The organism is Streptomyces sp. NPDC029152, assembly GCF_055564355.1.
In genome coordinates, this window is record NZ_JBVHWR010000006.1 from 217,626 (window position 1) to 233,692 (window position 16,067).

The 16,067-nt window shown below is 75.0% G+C and carries 16 protein-coding genes; 4 read left to right on the plus strand and 12 right to left on the minus strand.

The genetic code is table 11. From position 1 onward, the window contains the following. Nucleotides 1–139 precede the first annotated feature (139 nt). From ACZ4V6_RS15240 to infC, 5 genes are all read right to left on the minus strand, one after another. Nucleotides 140–1,279 (minus strand): sensor histidine kinase, encoded by a 1,140-nt coding sequence (locus tag ACZ4V6_RS15240; RefSeq protein ID WP_467826921.1) that lies wholly within the window; start codon nt 1,277–1,279, stop codon nt 140–142. A 54-nt stretch (nt 1,280–1,333) separates the two neighbouring features. Continuing rightward, the gene (locus tag ACZ4V6_RS15245) at nt 1,334–2,182 is read right to left on the minus strand and encodes a TrmH family RNA methyltransferase (RefSeq protein WP_467826924.1); all 849 of its coding nucleotides are present in this window, start codon (nt 2,180–2,182) and stop codon (nt 1,334–1,336) included. A gap of 180 nt (nt 2,183–2,362) precedes the next feature. Then, nucleotides 2,363–2,746, minus strand: a complete 384-nt coding sequence (gene rplT / locus ACZ4V6_RS15250; RefSeq protein ID WP_004002577.1) for a 50S ribosomal protein L20 — start codon at nt 2,744–2,746, stop codon at nt 2,363–2,365. Nucleotides 2,747–2,843: 97 nt separating this feature from the next. Next, a complete protein-coding gene (gene rpmI, locus ACZ4V6_RS15255; protein ID WP_003977225.1) occupies nt 2,844–3,038 on the minus strand; it encodes a 50S ribosomal protein L35 in 195 nt (64 codons plus the stop codon). A gap of 110 nt (nt 3,039–3,148) precedes the next feature. Next, nucleotides 3,149–3,802, minus strand: a complete 654-nt coding sequence (gene infC / locus ACZ4V6_RS15260) for a translation initiation factor IF-3 (protein ID WP_077800758.1) — start codon at nt 3,800–3,802, stop codon at nt 3,149–3,151. Nucleotides 3,803–4,189: 387 nt separating this feature from the next. Between infC and ACZ4V6_RS15265 the strand changes: the two genes are divergently transcribed. Then, nucleotides 4,190–4,546: a DUF1844 domain-containing protein gene (locus ACZ4V6_RS15265; RefSeq protein ID WP_467826927.1), complete on the plus strand. Its 357-nt coding sequence runs from the start codon at nt 4,190–4,192 to the stop codon at nt 4,544–4,546. A 1-nt stretch (nt 4,547) separates the two neighbouring features. Here ACZ4V6_RS15265 and ACZ4V6_RS15270 read toward each other — a convergent pair whose 3' ends face one another. Then, nucleotides 4,548–5,279, minus strand: a complete 732-nt coding sequence (locus ACZ4V6_RS15270) for an SseB family protein (protein WP_467826930.1) — start codon at nt 5,277–5,279, stop codon at nt 4,548–4,550. Nucleotides 5,280–5,396: 117 nt separating this feature from the next. Here ACZ4V6_RS15270 and ACZ4V6_RS15275 point away from each other — a divergent pair, with 117 nt between their 5' ends. Beyond that, nucleotides 5,397–6,398: a serine hydrolase gene (locus ACZ4V6_RS15275; protein ID WP_467826933.1), complete on the plus strand. Its 1,002-nt coding sequence runs from the start codon at nt 5,397–5,399 to the stop codon at nt 6,396–6,398. On the opposite strand, the gene mycP is transcribed toward ACZ4V6_RS15275, so the two are convergent. Together mycP and ACZ4V6_RS15285 are read right to left on the minus strand one after the other, a co-directional pair. After that, nucleotides 6,383–7,561: a type VII secretion-associated serine protease mycosin gene (gene mycP, locus ACZ4V6_RS15280; protein ID WP_467826935.1), complete on the minus strand. Its 1,179-nt coding sequence runs from the start codon at nt 7,559–7,561 to the stop codon at nt 6,383–6,385. The genes ACZ4V6_RS15275 and mycP overlap by 16 nt on opposite strands. Continuing rightward, complete coding sequence (locus ACZ4V6_RS15285) at nt 7,558–8,370, minus strand: hypothetical protein (protein ID WP_467826938.1); 813 nt, start codon at nt 8,368–8,370, stop codon at nt 7,558–7,560. The genes mycP and ACZ4V6_RS15285 overlap by 4 nt, the downstream gene beginning before the upstream one ends. 1,025 nt (nt 8,371–9,395) lie before the next feature. On the opposite strand from ACZ4V6_RS15285, the gene ACZ4V6_RS15290 reads away from it, so the two are divergent. Beyond that, nucleotides 9,396–10,598, plus strand: a complete 1,203-nt coding sequence (locus tag ACZ4V6_RS15290; RefSeq protein ID WP_467826940.1) for an amino acid deaminase/aldolase — start codon at nt 9,396–9,398, stop codon at nt 10,596–10,598. A gap of 1 nt (nt 10,599) precedes the next feature. Here the strand turns inward: ACZ4V6_RS15290 and ACZ4V6_RS15295 are convergent, their stop codons facing one another. From ACZ4V6_RS15295 to ACZ4V6_RS15310, 4 genes are read right to left on the minus strand one after another with little or no spacing between them, the layout of a single operon-like run. Then, a complete protein-coding gene (locus ACZ4V6_RS15295; protein ID WP_467827381.1) occupies nt 10,600–11,559 on the minus strand; it encodes a DUF2510 domain-containing protein in 960 nt (319 codons plus the stop codon). Between the two features lie 37 nt (nt 11,560–11,596). Next, entirely contained in the window at nt 11,597–12,397 is an 801-nt protein-coding gene (locus ACZ4V6_RS15300) for a 3-oxoacyl-ACP reductase (RefSeq protein ID WP_467826943.1), read from the minus strand. Further along, nucleotides 12,394–13,803: an aldehyde dehydrogenase family protein gene (locus ACZ4V6_RS15305; protein WP_467826945.1), complete on the minus strand. Its 1,410-nt coding sequence runs from the start codon at nt 13,801–13,803 to the stop codon at nt 12,394–12,396. The genes ACZ4V6_RS15300 and ACZ4V6_RS15305 overlap by 4 nt, the downstream gene beginning before the upstream one ends. Nucleotides 13,804–13,820: 17 nt before the next feature. Beyond that, nucleotides 13,821–15,185, minus strand: a complete 1,365-nt coding sequence (locus ACZ4V6_RS15310; RefSeq protein WP_467826949.1) for a glutamine synthetase family protein — start codon at nt 15,183–15,185, stop codon at nt 13,821–13,823. A 73-nt stretch (nt 15,186–15,258) separates the two neighbouring features. Here ACZ4V6_RS15310 and ACZ4V6_RS15315 point away from each other — a divergent pair, with 73 nt between their 5' ends. Beyond that, nucleotides 15,259–15,993, plus strand: a complete 735-nt coding sequence (locus tag ACZ4V6_RS15315; protein ID WP_467826952.1) for a FadR/GntR family transcriptional regulator — start codon at nt 15,259–15,261, stop codon at nt 15,991–15,993. Nucleotides 15,994–16,067 lie beyond the last annotated feature (74 nt).

Below are 16,067 nucleotides of genomic sequence, written 5' to 3' on the forward strand. Positions count from 1 at the left end.
TGGCTGATGGTCCCCGTCACCGGCTCGTGGACGAAGCGTCTCGCTCTGGGCGTCTCCGTCTGCGGGACACAAAGGTGCCAAAGGCCGAGTCTAACGGGGTGGAGAAGGGCGGATGCGCCCGTGGGGGTCCCGGGCCGTCTCAGGTGAGATACGCGGGAGCCGCCACGGGCAACGTAAATCGGAACTCGGCGCCGCCGCCGGGGGCGCGGCCGACCGTGATGGTGCCGCCGTGGGCCTCGACGATGCCCTTGACGATGTAGAGCCCGAGGCCGGTGCCACCGCGCTTGCTGCCCCGCCAGAAGCGGGTGAAGACGCGGTTCATGGACTCCTCCGGGATGCCGGGCCCCTCGTCGCTCACCGTGACCGACGTGCCGGCGTCCTCCTCTTCGCGGGGGGACGCCGCGGGCGTGATGTCGATGGTGACGGTTCCCTCGCCGTGCCGCACCGCATTTTCGATGAGGTTGCTGAGCACCTGGTCGATCTTGTCGGGGTCGGCCCACAGGGCGGGCAGCGGCCGGCCGAGGCGGAGCAGGAAGCGGTCGGCCGGCTGCCCGGCGGCGACGTAGGCCTGGATGTGGCGGCCGACGGCGGCACCGATGTCGACGGGCTGGCGGCGCACCTCCAGCCGGCCCGAGTCGATCCGCGAGATGTCCAGCAGTTCGGCGATGAGCCGGGTGACCCGGTCGGCGTCGGCGTCGACGGTCTCCAGCATCAGCCGCTTCTGGTCGTCGGTGAACCGCTCCCACTTGGCCAGCAGCGTCGCCGTGAAGCCCTTGACGGAGGTGAGCGGGGAGCGCAGTTCGTGGGCGACGGTGGCGATCAGCTCGGCGTGGCTGCGCTCGGTGCGGCGGCGGGCCTCGGTGTCGCGCAGGGTGACGACGACGCGGTGGACGGGGCCGGTGCGTCCGGCGCGGACGTAGCGGGCGGAGACGAGGACCTCACGGCCGCCGGGGAGCAGCAGGTTGCGCTCGGGCTGGCCGACGCGGATGGCGAGCCCGCCGTAGGGGTCGGTCAGCTGCCACCAGCGGCGGCCGTCGAGGTCCTCCAGCGGCAGGGCCTCGTCGAGCCGCTGCCCGAGGGCGTCGGCCGCGGGGACGGCGGTGATGCGGGCCGCGGCCGCGTTGAAGCAGATCACCCGCCCGTGCTCGTCCGCGACGACGAGGCCGTCGGGCAGTTCGTCGGGGCCGACGCCTAGGCCGGCGGGGTCCTCGGGCCGGCGCGGCGCGGGAGGACGCCCCGTCCGGTGTGCTCCCGGTGCGCTGCCCGTGCCGACGCTCATATCCCCGTACCCCACCTCTCAGCCGGTCTGGGGGTCCCCGAGCTGGTCACCCTACTAGCTCTCGGTGACGGAGCGGCACCCTCCGGCGGCGCGCTGTGCACGCGCGGACGCGTAGAGACATACGGCGGCGGCGGTGGCGAGGTTCAGACTCTCGGCCTTCCCGTGGATCGGGACGCGCACGACGGCGTCGGCGAGGGCGCGGGTCTCCTCCGGCAGCCCCCAGGCCTCGTTGCCGAAGACCCAGGCCGTGGGCCCGCCCATGGTGCCGGCGTCCAGCTCGGCGTCCAGGTCGTCCTCGCCCGCGCCGTCGGCGGCCAGGACCCGTACGCCGGCGTCGCGCAACCCGGCCACGGCCCGCTCGACGGGGACGCCGACGGCGACCGGCAGGTGGAACAGGGAGCCGACGGAGGCGCGCACGGCCTTGGGGTTGTACAGGTCGACGGAGGCGTCGGTGAGGACGACGGCCTCGGCGCCGGCGGCGTCGGCGCAGCGCAGCACGGTGCCCGCGTTGCCGGGGTCGCGGACGTGGGCGAGGACGGCGACGAGCTTGGGGCGGGCGGCGAGGACGTCGTCGAAGGGGGTGTCCACGAAGCGGCAGACCCCGACCAGGCCCTGGGGGGTGACGGTGGTGGAGACGTCCTCGATCACCGCTTCGGCGGCGAGGTGCACCCGCGCGCCGGTGTCGCGGGCGGCGCCGATGATGTCGGCGTACCGCTCGGCGGCCTCGACGGTGGCGAACACCTCGACCAGGGTGCCCCCGTGCACGGCGGCCTCCCGCACCGCCTGCGGTCCCTCGGCCAGGAACAGCCGCTCCTTCCCCCGGAAGTTCCGCTTCGCCAGCCGCCGCGCGGCGGCGACACGGGGGGAACGGGGGGAGATCAGCTCGGGGGAGGCGGGACGCACTCTCTGCTCACCTTCACAGTTGGATCGACGCGGACGACAACGCGCCCCTCAGGGGCGCGGGGAACTGCGCGACCGGCCACGACGAAACCCGCGGCCGAACGACGGCCCGGGCGGCAATCGAAGGACCCGCAGGCTGGAAGCCTGCGGGTCCTTCGACGTCGGCTCAGAGCCGGCGCAGCGTCACGCGGCCTTCGGCGCGTTGACGTCGCTCGGCAGCGCCTTCTGGGCGACCTCGACCAGCGCGGCGAACGCACCGGCGTCGTTGACGGCCAGCTCGGCGAGGATCTTGCGGTCCACCTCGACGTTGGCGGCCTTCAGACCCTGGATGAAGCGGTTGTACGTGATGCCGTTGGCGCGGGCAGCGGCGTTGATGCGCTGGATCCACAGCTGGCGGAAGTCACCCTTGCGCTTCTTGCGGTCGTTGTAGTTGTAGACCAGCGAGTGGGTGACCTGCTCCTTGGCCTTGCGGTACAGGCGCGAACGCTGACCGCGGTAGCCGGAGGCCTGCTCGAGGATCGCCCGGCGCTTCTTGTGGGCGTTGACTGCCCGCTTGACGCGTGCCACTTGTTAACTCCTTGTAGCGGGGCCGCGGTTGTCCTCACGCGGCCCGGTATCGATTGGGTCCCGGTCCTGCCGTACGGCGCTCAGTGGCGCCCGTACGTCACTTGCCGAGAAGCTTCTTGATCTTCGCGGCGTCGCCCGGGGCCATCTCGGCGTTGCCGGTGAGGCGACGCGTCACGCGGGACGACTTGTGCTCGAGCAGGTGGCGCTTGCCGGCGCGCTCGCGGAGCACCTTGCCGGAGCCGGTGATCTTGAAGCGCTTGCTGGCACCGCTGTGCGACTTGTTCTTCGGCATAGCGCCGTTATCTCCTCGTCGTGGCGCTCCGGTGCCCGGTCGTGAGAACCGGGCACGGTGGAGCGTCGCTCTTGTATCGGTTACGTCCTGGGGACTCGCGTCCCCCGGGGTCACGCCTCGGCGGAAGCCTCGGCCGGAGCCTCGGCGTTCACGGCGTCGGCGTCCGCGGCGTTCTGCGACTTGCCGGGGTTGGCCTTCGCCTCCGCCTTGCGGGCTTCCTGCGCCTGGCGAGCCTCGGCCATCGCCTCGGTCTTCTTCTTGTGCGGACCGAGGACCATGATCATGTTGCGGCCGTCCTGCTTCGGATTCGACTCCACGAACCCGAGGTCGGCCACGTCCTCCGCGAGACGCTGCAGCAGTCGGTAGCCGAGCTCCGGCCGGGACTGCTCGCGACCACGGAACATGATCGTGATCTTGACCTTGTCGCCCTGCTTGAGGAACCGGACGACGTGACCCTTCTTGGTGTCATAGTCGTGCGGGTCGATCTTCGGCCGGAGCTTCATCTCCTTGATGACCGTGTGCGCCTGGTTCTTGCGCGCCTCACGGGCCTTCATGGCCGACTCGTACTTGAACTTCCCGTAGTCCATGAGCTTGCACACGGGCGGACGGGCGTTCGCCGCGACCTCCACGAGGTCGAGGTCGTACTCCTGCGCAAGCTCCAGGGCCTTGGCAAGCGGGACAATCCCGACCTGCTCGCCGCTGGGACCGACAAGTCGCACCTCGGGAACGCGAATCCGGTCGTTGATGCGGGGCTCGGCGCTGATGGATCCTCCTCGGTAGCACCACGCGGCGGTCTGGCGGACGGCCGCGTAACGTCTGTATTCGTTAGACCTAACCGCGCCGGCGCACAAAAAATGCCCCGGACGATCACAGGCGGGGCTCCTCGAACTGCTACCGGAGCACCGCCGCGATGGTCGCGGGGCGCGATTTCGGGCCGGTCGCCGCCGTGGGGACGGGACCGCCTGACCGGTGACCCGCCGTCCCGGGGGACGGTCAGGTGGGAGTTCGAAAGCCTCCACTTGTGGGCCGGGCCCGCCGCCGTGGGGCGTGCGTGTCCGACCGGTCGTTACACAAGGTTAGCAGCTCGGCAGGGGAAGGGCTAACCGAGACCGAGTGGGGCCCCGCCCCTTCCTGCGCCTATCGTGAGCGGCATGAGTGAGACCCCTCCTGAGACGCCCGACTTCGACGCCATGACCCGCGACATCGCGGAGGTTCCCGCGGTCGAGGTGATCGTGACGGTCGCCGTCAATCTGATGAGCGCCGCCGCCGTGAAGCTCGGTCTGACCGAGGAGGGCGACGCCCACAAGGACCTGGACGAGGCGCGCAAGCTGGTGCACGCGCTGGCCGGCCTGCTGGACGCGAGCACGACCGAGATCAGCTCGTTCCACGCGGCGCCGCTGCGCGACGGGCTGAAGTCGCTCCAGCTGGCGTTCCGCGAGGCGTCGCTGGTGCCGGACGAGCCGGGCCAGGGCCCGGGCGAGAAGTACACCGGAGCCGTCTACGGCTGAGCTAACCCCGCACGTACAAGGGCTCGCCCGGAGGCGTCGCCCCGGCCGGCAGCAGCGCCAGGTCGAGGCCGCGCACCAGGCGGGCCCTCAGCGTCTCGTCGGCGGCCAGCCGACCGGCGACGGCGCGGGCGGCCTCGGCCGGTGCCGCGGCGGGATCGAGGACCAGCGCCAGGGTGCCGTCCGCCCGTCCCGGTCCGAGGTGGGCGCGCAGGACGGCGGGCTCGGCGGCCACGGCACCGCGTACGGCCTCGACGACCGCCGGATCGGCGAGCGGATCGGTCGTCGTACGTCCCTCGGCGAGCGCCAGCAGGGCCGCCCCGCTCAGCTCGAACGGCACCGGTCCGGCCATGTCCAGCACGACCGCGTCCGCCTTCTCGTGGGCGGCGGCCTGCAGGGCCTGGTGCAGCGGTACGGCGACGGGCCGGGCCTCGGGGTCCCAGCGGGCGAGCGAGTCGGTGGAGGTGAAGGCGGGCAGGGCGGTGCGGCCCTCGGCCTTCAGGGTCGGTACGGCCATGTCGCTGGTCTTCTCGCGGCGCAGTCCGTTCTCGTCCTCCTCGACCTCCCCGAGGACGGCCACGACGGGCACGAGCAGCCGGGCGCCCTTGAGCGCCTCCAGCACGGGCGCCAGGGCGGTGCGGTCCTCGGCCCAGGCGGCGAGCGCCGCGCTCAGCCGGGGGTCGGCGGAGCCGTCGTCGTCGGAGAAGCCGGGGTCGGGAATGTTCTTGTTCGCCACGGTCCCCGACCCTATCGGGGGGCGGTGGGCGGTCCTCACCGGCCTCTCAGGGATCTCTGAGCCGCGCTTCACCTCCGTCCGACGGTACGCACAGCCGCCGCCCCGAGCATCGCGGACATGGAGTCCTCCGGAGTCCGGCGGCGCCGTCGCGCCCGCCCGTCCCGGCGCCGCGCCCTGTTCTGCGCCGCCCTCGCCGCGGTCACCGTGCTGGGCGCCACCGCCGCCGGGACGGTGTACGTGACGGCGCGGGCGCGTCCGGACGCGGGCGCCCTGCCGTCGGCGGCGTCGGCGAGCGCGGAGGGGGAGGCGCCGGTGGAGAGCGCGACGAGGACGGCCGTGGACCGGGACGCGCTGCCGGCGGCGGCGATGGAGGCGGTGTCCGTGCCGGACGGCGCCGAGGTGTCGGTGGCGGTGCTCGACCCGGAGTCCGGGGAGGGCGCCGCGTACGGCTCGGGCGTCTTCGACACCGCGAGCATCGTCAAGGTCGACATCCTGGCGGCGCTGCTGCTGCGGGCCCAGGACGCGGGGCGGACGCCGACCGCCGGGGAGAAGGCGTACGCCGTCGACATGATCGAGAACAGCGACAACGACGCGACGACGGCGCTGTGGCAGGCGATCGGGGCGGCGGAGGGGCTCGACGCCGCGAACGAGCGCTTCGGTCTCACCGCGACCGAGGGCGGCGACGGGCCGCTGTGGGGACTGACCCGGACGACGGCCGCCGACCAGGTCATGCTGCTGCGGCAGGTGTTCGAGTCGGAGGGCTCCGCGCTGAGCGAGGCCTCGCGGACGTATCTGCGGGTGCTGATGGGGCGGATCGCCGAGGACCAGCGGTGGGGCGTGTCGGCTGCGGCCGACGGCACCGGCGGTGCGTGGGCGCTGAAGAACGGCTGGCTGCGGCGCAGCACCACCGGACTGTGGGTGGTCAACAGCATCGGGCGGGTGACGTCCGGCGGCCACGACCGCCTGGTGGCGGTGGTCTCGCGGGGCAGCGCGACCCGGGCGGAGGGCATCTCGCTCACCGAGGCGGCGGCGCGGGCGGCGGTGTCGGTGTTCGCCGGCGCGGACGGCGGGCGGGCGGCCGACGGGGACGGCGCGGCCGGGGATCAGAAGTCGCCGTAGCGTGCGCGGCGGCCGCGCCACAGGACGACGGACGCGACGATCAGGACGCCGCCCGCGCCGCCGGCCAGCGGGACCGCCCAGGCCGAGGGGTCGTCGTGGGAGGCGGGGGCGTCCGGTCCGGAGCCGAAGTACTTCTCGCCGTAGGCCGCCGGGTCCAGTCCCCGCGGCTTCAGGCGTCCGGCGGCCTCGATGGCGGCGGCGGGGTCGACGAAGCCGAAGCCACGGGAGTCGTCGCGCCCGTCGGCGGGGGCGTTGCGGGCCGTGTCCTCCAGGAGCTTCTTGACCTGGGCGGGGGTGAGGTCCGGGTGGGCCGACCTGACCAGGGCGGCGGCGCCGGAGACGAACGCGGAGGCGGCGCTGGTGCCCCAGCCCTCGTAGTAGCGGTGGTCCGGGTCGGCGATGATCACGTCGACGCCGGGGGCGCTGACCGTGGCGTACCAGCGGCGGGTGGAGAAGGAGGCCCGGGTGCCGAAGCGGTCGACGGCGGTCGCGGCGATGACGCCCGGGTAGGCGGCCGGGTAGGAGACGTGGTCGCCCTTCTCGCCGCCGTTGCCGGCCGAGGCGACGACGACCACGCCCTTCTTCAGGGCGTACTGGACGGCCTCGTCCTCGGCGGGTTCGGGGTGGGCGGAGGCGGAGTCGTCGCCGAGGGAGAGGTTGATGACGTCGGCGCCGTGGTCGGCCGCCCAGCGGATGCCCTCGGCGAGGGCGCTGCCGCGGGTCTTGCGGGCCTTGGCGCGGGCGGGGTCGCCGTCCTCGAGGATCACGCGGACGGGGAGGATCCTGGCCTCGGGCGCGATGCCCATGACGCCCTCGGCGTTGCCGGGGCCGTGGCCGTGACCGGCGATGATCCCGGCCATGGCGGTGCCGTGCCGGGCCCAGGCCCGGTCGCCCTCGCTCGCGCCGAAGCCGACCAGGTCGGTGCCGGTGAGGACGTTCCCGGCCAGGTCGGGGTGGTCGGCCTCGACGCCGGTGTCCAGGACGGCGACGGTGACGCCCGCGCCCTTGGTGGTGCGCCACGCCTCGTCGGTGTGCAGGGCGTCGAGGGCCCACTGTCTGGCGCGGATGCCGTCGGCGTGCGCGGCGGGCGCCGGGGCGAGGACGAGGGCGGCGGCGAGGAGGACGGCCAGGGCGCCGCCGGTCCGGCGGGTGGCGGTGGTCACGAGGGCTGCTCCGTGGCGGTGCCGACGTTCTTGCGCAGGGCGCGTTCGACGCGGTCGGCGAGACCCTGCGCCTCGTGGCCGAGGCCGGCCTGGGCCGGGGCGGAGGTGGCGCCGGTCTCCATGGCCTCCTCCGCGGGTTCGGGCCGGTCGACGGTGCGGCCGTCGGCCCAGCCGGAGACGGCGTAGACGACGACGGGGGCGTCGGTGAGGACGGAGACGGTCCACGAGGCGCGCGCGTCCGCGTCGAAGCCTGCGGCGGCGGTGTCCCCGGCGGCGTGGGGCAGCGGCACGAGGTCGGCGCGCCGGGCCAGGCCCTCCTTCTCGAACCGGCTCGCCAGCGAGGTCATGGCGGCGGCGTCGGCCTTGGTGAAGAGCAGGCCGACGGTGGTGACGTGGCTCTGGGTGGCGTCGGTGTAGGTGGCGCGCAGCAGGCGTGCGCAGCCGACCGGGGCGAGTGCCTTGGCCAGCAGCGGGTCGAAGGCGTCCGCGCAGCCGCTGTCCGGGGCGACGGCGATGCGGGTCCAGGTGCGGTCGGCGCCGCCGGGGCCGGCGCCCTGCCCCTGCACGGTGGGCGGGAAGAGCTGGTCGACCGGGACGCTGTGCCACAGGTCCCCGGCGGCGGCGAAGGCGCTGCGCGCGTCGGCGTCGCCGGGGTCCCCGGCGAGCCAGCTGCCGGTGAGGGCGCCGGTGACGAGGCCGGCCCCGAGCACCAGGCAGACGGCCGCGGCGACGGCCCGGGGCCGCAGGCGCCCGCCGAGCGGGCGCGGCCGGGCGTGCTCGTCGTACCCCTCGGGTTCGGCGAACGACACGAGCGGCCGCGGCCCGGAGGCGGTGCCCCACGACAGGGCCGGGTCGGGGGCGTGCGGCTCGGGCCGCGCCGGGACCGGGCGCAGGCGCGTGGTCGTCTCCGACGGGGTTTCCGCGGGAGCGCCCGCGGGACGGCCTTCCGGCGGTACGGCACGCCCCCGCGGCCCTTCGGCCGCGGCGCCGTCACGGCCGACGGCCGGCGGGGCGTCCGGGAAGCGGGCGGTGGCACGCGGCGGCGGGGGCGTGGAGGCACCGCCCGGCGCCTGCGGCGTGCCGGGGCGGGGCGGTGCGCCCGCGTCGTGCGGCGTGCCGGGGCGGGCAGGCGGGCCCGCGTCCGGCGCGGGGCCGGGTCCCGGCGAGATGCCCCGCCCAGGGCGGGTGCCCGTGGCCGGGGGGACGTCGGGACGCGGCGGCGCGGCGGGACGGCGGGGTGCCCCCGGGCCCGGCGAGGTGCCGGAGCGCGCCGCTGTGCCGGGGCCGGTCGGTGCGCCCGCGTCGTGCCGGGCGCCGCGGGGCGCCGGCTGGTCGCCGGACGGCGCGGTGTCCGGGCGCGGCGGCTCCCCGGGGCGGCGTGGGGCCCCGGGGCCCGGTGACGTGGCGTCGGCGGCCGGCGGCACGCTCGGGGGGCGGGGGGCGCCGGTGGCCGGCGGTGTGGCGGGGCGCGGCGGGGGAAGCGGCTGGGCTGCGTCGCCGGGGGGCGGGGCCGAGGGGCGTGGGGGGAGGGAGGCGCGGCGTGCTTCCGTGCTCATGCACCCCCCGTTTCCTCGGGCCCGGGCCGGTCTCCGGCGCGGGCCGGCCTTCTCCTGCCCGGGCCCGGAGCGGACTGGCCGTCCCGGGCACGCATACCCGCACGGGCGGGCCGCCATCCCGGCGCGGGCCCGGGGCCCTGCCGCCCGGGCCGCTCCGCCGTGCGTGCGCGTCACTCTACGGCGTGCCCCCGCCCGGAGGGGAACCGGTCCGCGCGCTCGTGGCATTGGCCCGGAACGTCCCCCTACCCTGCGGTAATCCCGTCTGGCAGGCTGCGTCCATGACTGCGCGCGCCGCCGACCGGGCCCGTTACGACCGGGCCACCGCCCATCTGGACGCCCCCGTGGCGATCGTGGACCTGGAGGCTTTCGACGCCAACGCGGACGACCTGGTCCGCCGGGCCGGCGGGAAGCCGGTCCGGGTCGCCAGCAAGTCCGTACGCTGCCGTGCCCTGCTCGAACGCGTCCTGGCCCGGGACGGGTTCGCGGGGATCATGTCCTTCACGCTGGCCGAGTCCCTGTGGCTGGCGCGCTCCGGGTTCGAGGACGTGCTGCTCGCCTATCCGTCCGCGGACCGCGCCGGGTACGCGGAGCTGGCCTCCGACCCCAAGCTGGCCTCCGCCGTCACCGTGATGATCGACGACCCGGCGCAGCTGCGGTTCATCGACGCGGCCCGGGACGGCGGCCGGGAAGTGGTGCGGGTCTGCCTGGAGCTGGACACCTCGCTGCGGCTGCTGGGCGGGCGGGTGCGGGTGGGGGCGCGGCGGTCCCCGCTGCACTCCCCCGCGCAGGTCGCCGACCTCGCCCGGGCGGTGGCCCGGCGGCCGGGGTTCGAGGTCGTCGGCGTCATGGCGTACGAGGGACATGTCGCCGGGGTCGGGGACGCGGTGGCGGGGCGGCCGCTGCGGTCGCGGGCGGTGCGGCTGATGCAGGCCGCCGCCCGGCGTGAACTCGCCGAGCGGCGCGCCGCGGTGGTGCGGGCGGTGCGGGCCGTGGTGCCGGGCCTGGAGTTCGTCAACGGCGGTGGCACGGGCAGCGTGCAGCACACCGCCGCGGAGGACGCGGTGACCGAGATCGCCGCCGGGTCCGGGCTGTACGTGCCGCGGCTGTTCGACAACTACACGTCGTTCAGCGGGCGTCCGGCGGCCCTGTTCGCCCAGCCCGTGGTGCGGCGCCCCGGCGTCGGGGTGGTGACCGTGCTCGGCGGCGGCTATCCGGCCTCCGGCGCGGCCGGCGCCGACCGGCTCCCGGTGCCGTACCTGCCCGAGGGACTGCGCTACGACCCCCAGGAGGGCGCCGGCGAGGTGCAGACGCCGCTGCTGGGCTCGCCCGCGGACGACCTGCTCGTCGGCGACAAGGTGTGGTTCCGGCACGCCAAGGCCGGTGAGCTGTGCGAGCGGTTCGACGCGCTGCACCTGGTGGAGGGGGACGCGGTCACGGCGACGGTGCCGACGTACCGGGGCGAGGGCCGCACCTACCTGTAGGTCAGGCCGAGGGGCCGATGCCGCTGCCCACGCCGCCGCCTGTGTCCGCGTCGCCGACGGGCCGGATCCCCTTGGTGATCCGGTCCATGTCGGCGAGCGGCGGTCCGTCCTCGCCGGCGTCGAAGACGTAGCGGACGAGGACCGGGGACCCGGTGCCGACGGTGGAGGGGAACACCATCGACTGCACGTAGCCACCGGGGCCCTCGGCCGTCGTCACCCGCCGGCGCACGTAGTACCCGGCGCGTCCGGCGACCGCGACCGGTCCGGACGCGACGGCCTCGTGGGACTCGACGCCGCCGAAGGGCTCGCCGCCGAGCGCGTCGCGGTCGTAGGCGTCGTCGACGGCGTCCTCGATGTCCTGCTCGGCGAGGGCCTTGGGGGAGCTCTCGGCGGTCGCGGTGACCGTGCGGGAGATGACGAGGCCGTGCCGGCACACGCCGCCGTCGCCGGGGCAGTCGTAGGTGCCGTCCGTGGTCATCACGACGTCGTCCCCGGGGACGTGCTGCGGGCGCACCCAGCCGGCCGGCAGCGGGAAGGTGATGCCGTTGAGCTGGTCCTCGACGACGGCGGGGTCGTCCGCGGAGGGCTCGGAGGGGGACGGAGAGGGGGGTGGTGACGCGGTCCGCGGCGCGGGGTCCGCCGAGGTCGCGGAGGTCGCCGCGGCCGGCGGGGTCCGGGCCTGCGGGCCGTTGTCGTCGTCCTCGCCGAGGAGGACGACGCCCGTGGCGATCGCCGCCGCCAGGACCGCCGCGGCGGCGGTGAGGGCGGCGGCCTTCGCGCTCCGGCCGCCGCCGGCCGGGCGCCGCCCCGGACCGCCGCCCGTGGCCGGCGGCACGGCCGGTGGCACGGGCGCTCCGAAGCCCTCGGGCGCGCGCCGGTGTTCGGTCCAGGCGGTGCCGTCCCACCAGCGTTCCCGGTGCGGGGCCGACGGGTCGCGGTACCAGCCGGGCGGAGGCGTCATGCTCATCCCGGCACTGTAGGACGAGGGCACGGGCGGCCTACAGCGGTGTGACGTACGCCCCGGAGATCCCGCCGTCCACCAGGAAGTCGGTGGCGTTGACGAAGGAGGAGTCGTCGCTGGCCAGGAACGCGACGGCGGCGGCGATCTCCTCGGCCTCGGCGAAGCGGCCGAGGGGGATGTGGACGAGCCGGCGCGCCGCCCGCTCCGGGTCCTTGGCGAACAGCTCCCGGAGCAGCGGGGTGTCGACCGGGCCGGGGCACAGGGCGTTGACCCGGATGCCCTCCCGGGCGAACTGCACGCCCAGCTCCCGGGACATGGCGAGGACGCCGCCCTTGGAGGCCGTGTACGAGATCTGGCTGGTGGCGGCGCCCATGCGCGCGACGAAGGACGCGGTGTTGATGATCGAGCCCCGGCCCTGGCGCCGCATGTGGGGGATGGCCGCCCTGCAGCACAGGTAGACGGAGGTGAGGTTGACCTCCTGGACGCGTTTCCACGCCTCCAGGCCGGTCTCCAGGATGGAGTCGTCGTCGGGCGGGGAGATGCCGGCGTTGTTGAAGGCGACGTCGACGCTGCCGTAGGTGTCGTACGCCGCCGCGAACAGCGCTTCGACCTGCTCGGGGTCGGTGACGTCGGTCCGGACGAAGAGGCCGCCGGTCTCCTCGGCCGCCGCCTCGCCCCGGGCCTCGTCCACGTCGCCGCAGACGACGTGCGCCCCCTCGGAGGCGAGGCGGCGGGCGGATGCGAGGCCGATGCCGCTGCCGGCTCCGGTGACGACGGCGGTACGGCCGACGAGCCTGCGGCAGACGACGCCCTCGGCGGCTTCGGTGGCTTCGGTCACTGTGCGGGGCCCTCCGTGCTCGACGGGACGTTGCTGAGGAAGACGTTCTTGGTCTCGGTGAAGGCGGTCAGCGCGTCGGGGCCCAGCTCGCGGCCCAGCCCGGACTGCTTGACACCGCCGAACGGCGTCCAGTAGCGGACGCTGGAGTGGGAGTTGACGGACAGGTTCCCGGCGCGCACGGCGCCCGACACGCGCAGGGCGCGGCCGACGTCCCGGGTCCAGACCGAGCCGGACAGGCCGTAGTCGGTGGCGTTGGCCAGGCGGATCGCGTCGGCCTCGTCCTCGAAGGGCAGGACGACGGCGACGGGCCCGAAGACCTCCTCGACGGCCACGCGTGCCCGCGGGTCGACGCCGGTGAGGACGGTGGGCGGGAACCAGAAGCCGGGGCCGCCCTCGGGTGCCCTGCCGCGGACGCCGTCCGCGCCGTCGGGGACGTAGGAGCGGACGCGGTCGAGCTGGGCGCGGGAGATCAGCGGTCCCATGTCGGTGCCCTCGTCGGCCGGGTCGCCGACGCGGACGGACTCGATCGCGGGGGCGAGGAGGCCGAGGAAGCGGTCGTGGACGCCGCGTTGGACGAGGATGCGGGTGCGGGCGCAGCAGTCCTGGCCGGCGTTGTCGAGGAAGGACAGGGGGGCGGCGGCCGCGGCGGCCTCCAGGTCGGCGTCGGCGAAGACGATGTTGGGGCTCTTGCCGCCGAGTTCGAGGGTGACGGGCTTGAGGAGGGCCGCGCCCTTGGCCGCCACCTGCCGGCCGACGGCCGTCGACCCGGTGAAGACGATCTTCGCCACGCCAGGGTGGCCGACCAGCGCGTCGCCCGCGACCGGCCCGTGGCCCGGCAGCACCTGGAACAGGTCCTGCGGCAGTCCGGCCTCCAGGGCCAGTTCGGCCAGGCGCAGGGCGGTCAGCGGGGTCGTCTCGGCGGGCTTGAGGAGGACCGCGTTGCCGGCCGCGAGGGCGGGGGCCGTGCCCCAGGCGGCGATCGGCATCGGGAAGTTCCAGGGCGCGATGACGCCGACGACGCCGAGCGGTTCGAGGATCGTGACGTCGAGCCCCCCGGCGACCGGGATCTGCCGTCCGGTGAGCCGCTCCACTCCCCCGGCGGCGTAGTCGAGCAGGTCGCGCACGTTGCCCGCTTCCCAGCGGGCGTTGCCGATGGTGTGCCCGGCCTCCCGCACCTCCAGCAGGGCGAGTTCCTCCAGGTGCCCGTCGACGGCGGCGGCGAACCGGCGCAGCAGCCGGGCCCGGTCGCCGGGCGCGGCCGCCGCCCAGGCCGTCTGTGCCCGTGCGGCCCGTGCGACGGCGGCGTCCACGTCGGCGGCACCTGCGGCGGGGACGGTCGCGAGGACCTCTTCGGTGGCGGGGTTCAGCACCCGCAGCACGTCGGATGCATCGGATACGTCGGGCACGTCGGACAACGGTGACCTCACAGGCGTTCGAAGGAGCGGCGCAGCTCCCAGTCCGTGACCGCGGCGTCGAAGGCGTCCTGTTCGACGCGCGCCATGTTGCGGTAGTGGGCGACGACCTCGTCCCCGAAGGCGGCCTCGGCGAGGGCGCTGTCCTCCCACAGTCCGGCGGCCTCGCGCAGGGTGGTCGGGACGTGCGCGAAACCGGCGGCGTAGGCGTTGCCCGGGCAGGGCTCGGGCAGCTCCAGGCGCTGTTCGACGCCGTGCAGGCCGGCCGCGACCATGCCGGCCACCGCGAGGTACGGGTTGACGTCGCCGCCGGGGAGCCGGTTCTCGAAGCGCAGGGAGCGGCCGTGGCCGACGACGCGCAGGGCGCAGGTGCGGTTGTCGTGACCCCAGGCGACGGCGGTCGGGGCGAACGAGCCGGGCTGGAAGCGCTTGTAGCTGTTGATGTTCGGGGCGTAGAGCAGCGAGAACTCGCGCAGCGCCGCGAGCTGTCCGGCGAGGAAGTGCCGCATGACGTCGGACATGCCGCCCTCCCGGTCGCCGGGCATGACGCTGTTCCCGTCGGCGTCGGCGAGGGAGAGGTGGATGTGGCAGGAGTTGCCCTCGCGCTCGTTGTACTTGGCCATGAAGGTGAGCGACATGCCCTCCTGGGCGGCGATCTCCTTCGCGCCGGTCTTGTAGACGGCGTGCTGGTCGCAGGTGACGAGGGCCTCGTCGTAGCGGAAGGCGATCTCGTGCTGGCCCGGGTTGCACTCGCCCTTGGCGGACTCGACGGTGAGGCCGGCGCCGGCCATCTCGTTGCGGATGCGGCGCAGCAGGGGCTCGATGCGGCCGGTGCCGAGCACCGAGTAGTCGATGTTGTACTGGTTGACCGGGGTCAGGGCGCGGTAGTCCGCGTCCCAGGCCTGTTCGTAGGTGTCCCGGAAGACGATGAACTCCAGCTCCGTGCCGACCCGGGCGCTCCAGCCGTGCGCGGCGAGGCGGTCCAGCTGGCGGCGCAGGATCTGGCGGGGCGCGGCGGACACCGGGGAGCCGTCGTCCCAGGCGAGGTCGGCGACGACCAGGGCCGTGCCCTCGTGCCAGGGCAGACGGCGCAGGGTGGCGGGGTCGGCGCGCATCGCGAAGTCGCCGTAGCCGCGGTCCCAGGAGGACATCGCGTACCCGTCGACGGTGTTCATGTCGGTGTCGACGGCGAGGAGGTAGTTGCAGCCCTCGGTGCCGTGGGCGAGGACCTCGTCGAGGAAGAACCGCGCGGCGAACCGCTTGCCCTGCAGGCGCCCCTGCATGTCGGGGAAGGCCAGGACGACGGTGTCGATGTCACCTCCCGCGACCAGGGCGCGCAGTTCCTCGACCTCGAGCGGGGGTGTGCGGTCTGCCACGGAGGGGCCTCCTTTTGACCGGGACCCATAAGGTATGGGCGGGAACCATTGCTTGGGAAGGGGGCGCGGCCGTATGCCGGAGGGGAACGGGGGGAGCGTGCCGGACCGGTTCACGCCGGTGCTGCGGCCGGTGCGGGCCGGCAACGGCTTCGAGGAGGCGCTGGAGCAGATCCTCCAGGTGGTCCGTCTGGGTCTGGTGCCGGCGGGCGGCCGGCTGCCGGCGGAGCGCGAGCTGGCGGAGCGGCTGGGGGTCAGCCGGGTGACGCTGCGCGAGGTCCTGAAGGTGCTCCAGGGCCAGGGGCTGCTGGAGGCCCGGCGCGGCCGGTACGGCGGTACGTTCGTGCTGCCGCGCCCGGACACCGGCGGCGAGGACGAGCTGCGGCGCCGGGTGGCCGGGGTGGACCTGGAGGACGTGCTGCGCTTCCGGGAGGTGCTGGAGGTGGGCGCGGCCGGGCTGTGCGCCGCGCACGGGCTGACGGGCGGGCGGGCGGCGCGGCTGCGCGCGGCGCTGGACGCCACGCGCGACGCCCCGCCTGCGGAGTACCGGCGACGGGACACGCTGCTGCACCTCGCCCTCGCGGAGCTGTGCGGCTCGCCGACGCTGGCCACGCAGTACGCGGCCGTACGGGCGAGCGTGAACGGCCTGCTGGACTGCATCCCGCTGCTGGTGCGCAACCTGGAGCACTCCCAGCGGCAGCACACCGCGCTCGTGGAGGCCGTGCTCGACGGGGACGCGGACGGGGCGCGGGAGATCATGCGGGAGCACTGCGCGGGAACGGCCGCGCTGCTGCGCGGGTTCCTGGCGTGAGGCTCCGCCCCGCGGGGTGTCGTGGGACCGGCCCGGTCTGCAAAGGTATGGGAACGGTCCTTTTGCGGGAGGTC